This window comes from Candidatus Neomarinimicrobiota bacterium (assembly GCA_016784545.1).
In the GTDB taxonomy this organism is placed as follows: Bacteria; Fidelibacterota; UBA8477; order UBA8477; family JABMPR01; genus JABMPR01.
This window is the reverse complement of sequence record JADHUM010000092.1, coordinates 1-7,704: the sequence shown is the minus strand read 5'-3', so window position 1 is coordinate 7,704 and position 7,704 is coordinate 1. Positions and strand designations below refer to the sequence as shown.

Annotated in this window: 7 protein-coding genes; all 7 read left to right on the top strand. The window is 46.6% G+C overall.

Going from position 1 to position 7,704, the window contains the following annotated elements; translation table 11 throughout:
- Positions 1–144, top strand: a 144-nt coding sequence (locus tag ISR87_15030; protein ID MBL7026755.1) for a universal stress protein, incomplete at its 5' end; no start/stop codon positions are given.
- Between the two features lie 293 nt (positions 145–437).
- On the top strand, positions 438–1,967 hold the full coding sequence (locus tag ISR87_15025) for a TldD/PmbA family protein (GenBank protein ID MBL7026754.1): 1,530 nt from the start codon (positions 438–440) through the stop codon (positions 1,965–1,967).
- Between the two features lie 2 nt (positions 1,968–1,969).
- The gene (locus tag ISR87_15020; GenBank protein ID MBL7026753.1) at positions 1,970–2,971 is read left to right on the top strand and encodes a TldD/PmbA family protein; all 1,002 of its coding nucleotides are present in this window, start codon (positions 1,970–1,972) and stop codon (positions 2,969–2,971) included.
- Positions 2,934–3,581, top strand: a complete 648-nt coding sequence (locus ISR87_15015; GenBank protein MBL7026752.1) for a hypothetical protein — start codon at positions 2,934–2,936, stop codon at positions 3,579–3,581. The genes ISR87_15020 and ISR87_15015 overlap by 38 nt, the downstream gene beginning before the upstream one ends.
- 3 nt (positions 3,582–3,584) lie before the next feature.
- Complete coding sequence (locus tag ISR87_15010) at positions 3,585–4,454, top strand: hypothetical protein (GenBank protein ID MBL7026751.1); 870 nt, start codon at positions 3,585–3,587, stop codon at positions 4,452–4,454.
- A gap of 14 nt (positions 4,455–4,468) precedes the next feature.
- Positions 4,469–6,739 (top strand): hypothetical protein, encoded by a 2,271-nt coding sequence (locus ISR87_15005; GenBank protein ID MBL7026750.1) that lies wholly within the window; start codon positions 4,469–4,471, stop codon positions 6,737–6,739.
- Positions 6,740–7,380: 641 nt separating this feature from the next.
- A partial coding sequence (locus tag ISR87_15000; GenBank protein MBL7026749.1) for a hypothetical protein occupies positions 7,381–7,704 on the top strand: 324 nt, incomplete at its 3' end.

Here is a 7,704-nt window from a genome sequence, read left to right as displayed (position 1 = left end):
GAAGAGGAAGCTGTCGATCTCATGATTGTTGGTTCTAAGGGTCGCAGCAATGTATCAGATGTATTTCGAGGATCCACTGCAGAAAAAATTCAACGTTTCTGCCCCATCCCACTCCTCACCATCCGACCTGCTAATCTTGCTTGAACCCCGACAAGAAATCACCCAGAACCCATAGAACTCCTCGAACCCACTCCCTATGACCAAACCCCAACAGGTATCATTGATCGCATGTTATGGATGGATCGCCGCGCTCTTTACTATCGCTCGCGAAGACGAAGACCAAATCACCCTACCTCAATGCCCATGGAACCATTCAACCCAACATAGAACCATTTATCGATTCGGGCGTTTACTTCTAGAATAAATTTGGTGGAAGCTATCCCATTGAATAGGTTAGACCCCTATGCATTTTATTATTTCATTGAAAGGAATAAGGTATGGTAAATATGAGCAGACGTGATTTCGTTAAAATAACGGGAACCGGACTGGCCCTGGCTACCCTCCCCGGATTTGTCCGCTCCGGGTTTGCTGGAATGTCCCCCGGTGACAACCCATATAGTTTTTATTTTCAGAGATTTGGAATAGATGAAGACATGGTGCGTAAGGTTATGGCTGAAGCCCTCTACTATGGGGGTGATTACTGTGATCTGTTTTTCCAGAATCAGGTGAGTAATTCAATTCGTCTTCAGGACAACATTGTCAATTCCGCCAGTACCAATGTCACCTTGGGTGTAGGTATCCGCGTCCTGAAGGGAAACCAGACGGGTTATTCCTTTACTGAAGATATTTCATTGGGCAGCATGCAGGCCGCTGCTAGAACAGCCGCAGGTATTGCATCGGGTACACCCAAGGCAGCCCCTGAAACTTTCAACGCCACCAAACTCATGAATTATTATGATACTAAGGTGAGTTTTGAAGATGTTGGAGCCAAACAAAAAGTCACGATGCTCCAGTCCATAAATGATGATGTTTTCAAGCAAGACCCACGGGTCGTGAAGGCCAGCGTGAATTTCAGCGATAGCGAAAACTATATCCTGGTGGTCAATTCAGAAGGTGGACTCGCTTCAGATTATCAACCCATGCTGAGAATTTCCGTGGGTTGTACTGCCGAGGAAGATGGACGTCGTGAGAATAATTATTTTGATTTTTCAGCTCGCGATGATATCAGTTTCCTGACCCAGGAACGTTTGGAGAGATTACCCCGGGAAGCTGTTGCCAGAACCATAAAACTGTTTGAAGCCCAGACACCACCAGCCGGAGAATTCCCTGTAGTCCTTTCAGCGGGTAGTGCAGGTATCCTGCTTCACGAAGCCATTGGACACGGTATGGAGGCAGACTTCAACCGCCAGGGTATATCCGTTTTCTCAGATATGATCAACAAGAAGGTATCCGAAGACTTTATTACTATTGTTGATAATGGAACCAACCCCAATATCCGTGGATCTATCAATGTGGATGATGAGGGTGTCCCATCAGAAGAAACTGTTCTGGTTGAAAACGGGATACTTAAGACTTATCTCCATGACCGCATTTCAGCAGAACATTACGGGGTACCGCAAACAGGTAGCGGCCGTCGGGAATCATTCAAACATTATCCAATGCCCCGGATGCGCAACACCTATATGAAAAGCGGTCCTCATGAGTTTGAGGAAATGATCGCTTCAGTTGATTATGGTATCCTGGCTGATCAGTTTACCAATGGTCAGGTCAATATTGGACCTGGTGATTTCACCTTTTATGTAAAATCTGGTTCACTTATTGAAAAGGGGAAAATCACAGCTCCCATCAAAGATGTAAATATTATTGGGAATGGTCCTGAAGTATTGAAGCGAATCACCATGGTAGCCAATGATATGAAGATGGCCGAAGGCGGCTGGACCTGTGGCAAGAATGGTCAGGGTGTCCCGGTGTCGCAGGGAATGCCCAGTGTACTGGTTTCATCCATAACGGTGGGAGGTAGAGGTTAATTATGGAAAAGAATGTCTATTTAGATCTGGGATATTGGATTCAGAAAAAAGCCAGACAGTTCGGTGCATCCGAGTCAGCTCTTGGTATAAATCACTCCCGCAGCGTATCCGTTGATTATCGCGATGGCAAGGTCGAAACCCTGAAAGAGTCAACACAACAATCCATGTGGATTGAGCTCTTTGCCAATGGCCGCTATTCCAGTCACTCAACCAATGATTTGCGCAAGGAATCTCTGGAAAAATTCATCCGCAATGCAGTGGATCTTACCAGCTTCCTGGAAGCAGATGAATTTCGCAAACTCCCTGATCCTGAATTGTACAAGGGTCAGCCCGAAGGTGACCTTGACTTAAATGATTCAAGTCAGAGTGATATCACTGCTGAAGAGCGCCAGAACAGAGCCAAAGAGTTGGGAGCCTACCTGAAGGGCAAAGATGATCGTATTATTTCAATTGCTTCAGGATTTTATGATAATCATAGTGAAAGCTACCACTTGAAATCAAATGGCTTTGAGGGTCATACGGAATCAACCTCATTCACGCAGGGTGCTTCTGTTTCCATGCAGGGCGAAGGCGATAAAAAACCTGAGGGCTGGCGCTATTATCGGGCGCGTCATCTGGAAGATCTGGTTGACGCTGAACAAACCGCTCTGGAGGCTCTGGCCAGGACCCAGGATAGAATTGGAGCTGCAAAAGTGCCTTCTGAGACCATGCCACTTCTGCTGGAGAATTCCAATGCTGCTGGATTGTTCTGGCGATTATTGGGTCCTTTGAGTGCGGGTTCTATCCAGCAAAAGAATTCATTTCTGGCTGATAAAAAGGGTCAGAAAATCGCATCGGAGCTGTTGACGATAACGGATGAACCATCCATCGTTCGAGGTTTGGGAAGTCGTTATTATGATGGTGATGGTATTGCCGCTAAGACCATGCCTTTATTCACAAATGGAGTTCTAAATAACTATTTTGTGGATGTTTATTACGGCAATAAGCTGGGCTGGAAAAGCTGAGAATCCACCTGACTCCCTGAATCCCTGTGCCGAAGTCATCCCCGATGAGATTTTAAGAAGCTGGCTGCAGGACGCCATCAATGGGCATCATGGCCTCCCCAAGGTGGTCAGAACTGTCCTGGTCGCTATTCGCACCAACCCGGATTATCAGCATTTCATCAGCAGGGGACAATTGTACAACCTGCTAAAACAGCTCACCAATATCTCCCAGCTGGATGTGGAAGACCTTGAGAATCAGCTGGTCTCCAATACAGATACGTCAAGTGACTCTGAATTGACACGCTATAACATCCCTCTGACTTGCCTGACAGACCATCTGGCCGAGATTACCCTTAACAAGTACCTTGAAAAGGGTAAAATAAATGCAAGCCAGTCTCGCCACTACCAGAAACTGCTGAACCTGTATTTTTCAGATCTGGTCTCTGATGGTTTTGTTGAAAAGTTACCCCACTATGTGGAGCTTACCGGGTCACAAATTCTTATGAATGGACAATGGCACATCCATCGGGGACGATTGGAATATCTTATCAAACTTGGAAAGTCCTGGCTCCAGAGTTGGATTTCGGAACAGGGTTTTTTGAAAGAATCTCAAATGAAGCTACTCAAATAAAGTATGGAAACCTGTCTTACATCTGCCCAACTGGAGCGACTCGCTCTGGACCAGCTGTCATCACGGCGCATTGTGCTGCCTCCTCACCTGACGGTCTGCAATTTATGCCAGTCTGCCTTAACCGAGCTGGTCACCTTCTATGAAGCGGTTCAGGACGAATACAAACGCATCGCCGAGACAAACACGCTCCAGACCCTGGAAGCGCACCTGAGCAACAAGCCTTCAGGTATTTATAAATTTGATGCGCTGCATCTCTTACCCCTTCCAAGACAAATTCCTGAATACAAGCATGCCCTGGTTGCCGATTCAGGTGTTGAAGCAAGCCCACAGGGCACCAAAAGCATCAGTGTGTTCGCCAGCGCAGACGGACAACTCATGATCAGGGTTCTACGCGATCCGAAGAATGAATATACCCTTTTTCTCATCGCTGATAGCGAAGCCCTGTATGCCAACGTCCTGGTGCATATTATCGGCATGGATCGTGAGTATGTCACCGATGGCCAGGGACGCATTCATCTGGGTAAAATAGACCTGCCACCCATTGAAAAATTGGGCGTGGAGGTCCGAACAGCCAGCGATAGCTACGATCTAAAGCAGTTGTTCATTGCTCAAAAAACTCAACTCGGGGCAGGGGAGATCATCCTGGAGCGTGGTGATTCACGCAAGATCAAACTTGAGATCACGCCAGCTGGCAGCCAATACCACCTGAAGGTCACGTTAGAGGCCCATGCGCTTCACTCCGATTTGGAGCAAGTCAGGGTCATGGTTATCAGAGAAAATGGCCAGCGACTGATTCAATCAACCCGACGCGGGGTAGCCCTCTTCCAGGAACTTGACCACCCTACCGACCTCCAGGTCAAAATCTTCGAATAGTTTCAGCCTACCCATTGAATACACCTAAAGACCTACTCGTCTACGAAACCCGCTTTCAGAGACTTCGTTTTCAACTGTCGCTACGGATAAGTCCCCGCTTAAAGACCCGACTCCTGGGAACATTCTGCGATTCACTTTTAAAAAGAAACAACCCGGTTCTGAATCTTTCCTATTACGAGGAATTATTGTCACACCTGGTGGAATTAAGCACTGTCTCCTGTCTCAGCTATCAACCACCCCATATCCTGGAAGCGTTTCATGAGACATTGGACTTTCTCGCCCACGATGAGAGCCACGTCCTCCAGGTATCTGGATTGAAGCATGCCCTTGCAATTTCCTGGCAGCAACGCTTTGCCTGCTATCTGAGCCTGGGGGAATTCAAGCGGGCGGTCACCCTGGGCCAGGCGCGGTTTCCATGCACCATGGATATGTCCCAGCTGATGAACATCCATGACCTGGATACACTGTTGGATTGGTTGAAAAGCCAGCAGGCCGCCCCAGAAATTGCCGCTGAAATTCGAAGCTACCAAAAAGCTGTATCAACTTCCTTTTCAGGATGGGAAAATCGATCGGTCTGGGTGCCCCTGGTTGAGCATTTTGATGATGGTGAAGACACGCAGATTATTGTTGGCACTCTGAATCCGCTTGAGCTGGATCTTGAACCGCATCAGAATCATCGACAGCAGGATATCATTTCTTTTAACAATCATCCCATATCCAATGACGACCTGGTCAATTACCAGGCCCAGGATGCGCTGCATGCTGCGCGTCAACAGCATACTGTGCTCAGAAAACCAAAAGGTCGCTACTATACAGTAAGTTTTGGATTCCCGGCCACCGAGCAGCTGCATACAGGTGCCAGTTTTGGGTTGGGTATGGCGCTCTTGTCCCTGTGCCGTTTGGAAAAAGATGCCAACATTCGCAAACAGCATCGTCTGGGAAGGCATATTGCATTTACAGGGGGGATGGATCTTCGAGGTTCAGTCAGAAGCGTTGACCAGACTGCCCTGGAAGAAAAGATCCAGACCGCCTTTTTTTCACCTCTTAGTTTAATGGCCATACCCGCTGAGAATTTTGCCGAAGCTCACAATACCCTTGAGAAACTGAAACAACAATTCCCACAAAAGCAATTTCAAGTAAGGCGTGCTTCCACCCTGGCTGAAGCTCTCCATGATAAAGAGCTGGTGACTTATGAAAAAATTCACTTGCGGAAATGGCTGAAAAATCATCTAACTAAAAGCAAGTTGCTCCAGGGGATTATTGGCCTGCTGATATTGACAGTGTTGATCTGGTGGGGTATAGAAGTGGTATCGGACAGAAACCCATCCAGTTATCGGGTTGAAGGGCAATCTGTTACAATTCTCAATCGCAGTGGTCGTTACCTATGGAAAGTGGATCTGGGACATAACCCCCAGGTGCTGGAGAAACCCCTTCCCAAAAATCCGATTTATAACCATTTGCAAATCCACGATTTTGATGGGGATACGGAGAACGAGGTGATTTTGGGAACAGCAGTTAAGCAGCACGAGTTCAATGGCAAGCTCATGTTTCTGGAAACGGATGGATCAATCAAATGGGAATATTCCACCCAGCCCATCTTGAAATTTGGGGATAATGAGTATTCCGATAATTATGCGACTGCTTTTATTTATCCCTTTCAGCATAAGGACAGCCCCACCTACGAGTTTTATGTCAGCTTCTCACACATGCCCTGGTTTCCCAATCGGCTGGTCAGGTTCGATATCAATGGGCAGCTACTCAATGAATTTATTCATCCCGGTACCATTTATGATATGGAGCTCATGGATTTAAACCAGGACGGTGAGGAAGAAATTGTGTTGGGCTGTACCAACAATGGATTCAATTCCGCAGCGCTAGCGATTTTCCCCTCAAGAAACTTTTCCGGGACGGTCCCCTTTTCTGATGAACAGCACAGTCTGATCAATGGGGTTGTGGATTCGAATCTGATCTACATTAAATTTCCGAGTTGGGGGAAATATGATTATCAAAACAACAATGCCCGCACCAATGTTGCCGATATATTTCCTGATAGTGAACACGGATTTGTCGTAATTGTCGTACTGGGGAATGCAAATTCAGGGGTAACGTATCTCTATAACTTTGATTATGATTTGAATGTGGTTGGTTTGAGTGTGGCAGATGGCTTTTTAAGTCACTACCATGAATATTCAGGAGAAGATTTCTTTGAGACTTTCGATTACGATGAATGGTACACCAGTATGACCAAGCTGGAAATATACCAAAGGGGATCCTGGTCGAGATGAGTGGTTGAGGATCGGTGCTTCGATACCATCGCTACGCGATCACTGAACCCCGCAATAGCGGAGGTAGCGTCCTTTTAGTCACCGCTCATCGACCCGCTCAGCGGGCTCCAGTGATTCGAATGAAGTGAGAGTCGTATCCGTCCGGCGTACCCCATGGGGCGAAGAGGGATCGAGATGAGCGACAAACTCTCTATGATCTGAAAAAGTTAAAACACCTTAGCGTAAGAGCAGTACTCATATTCGACTCTGCTTGAACTGGATGACTTTTGCGACAATAAAAACATTTTCCGCATTCTGAACAGATATATCGCTTTCTGTTCTTGAACAACTTCATCAATTTTCTGCGATATATCCTTGATACATATTCAGACCCACAATATGGACATTTGATCAAACTTTTTGATACAGAATGCATTCCTCTCCCCAACTCTAATTTGACATTTTCAGACGATTAGCTACATTTTACCAATTTTCAAAAAAAATAATGATAAACAATGAACAGTCAACATGATCTGGAAAATTTAGCTGTTATGGCACAGCCATTGCTCGTCAGATACACGCCCTTTTATATGCCTACCTGGCGCTATCAGGATTAGTTTGGAATAGGGGAGGGGGTAAAGTATTTGAATCGGAGGTTTTCCATGTCAAAATTTCTTGTTACAACAATCGTCGCGCTGCTCACGCTCACAGCAGCCTTTGCAGACATCACCTTTTCAGGGGATGCTCGCGTCCGTCCCCGCCTTGATGTGACAGATCAAGGCGACTACGGCAATAACTCAAGCGATTTCTACTATCTCTACTGGGCACGTCTTAATGTCCTGGCCAAAATCGGGGATGGCTATTTTTTCAAAACCCAGTTGGCCCACAACGGAGCAGGTTCCTTTGTAGGCAAATTTGGAACCGGGACCCTCCCCAGTTCAGCCAGTATCTCCAGCGGAGGTCGCGGAACTGTAGATTTCATGCTC

What these genes read in the sequence shown, in the direction of transcription:
- ISR87_15015 (MBL7026752.1), top strand. Translation starts at nt 2,934, where the DNA reads ATGTTTATTACGGCAATAAGCTGGGCTGGAAAAGCTGAGAATCCACCT.
- ISR87_15010 (MBL7026751.1), top strand. Translation starts at nt 3,585, where the DNA reads ATGGAAACCTGTCTTACATCTGCCCAACTGGAGCGACTCGCTCTGGAC.
- ISR87_15025 (MBL7026754.1), top strand. Translation starts at nt 438, where the DNA reads ATGGTAAATATGAGCAGACGTGATTTCGTTAAAATAACGGGAACCGGA.
- ISR87_15020 (MBL7026753.1), top strand. Translation starts at nt 1,970, where the DNA reads ATGGAAAAGAATGTCTATTTAGATCTGGGATATTGGATTCAGAAAAAA.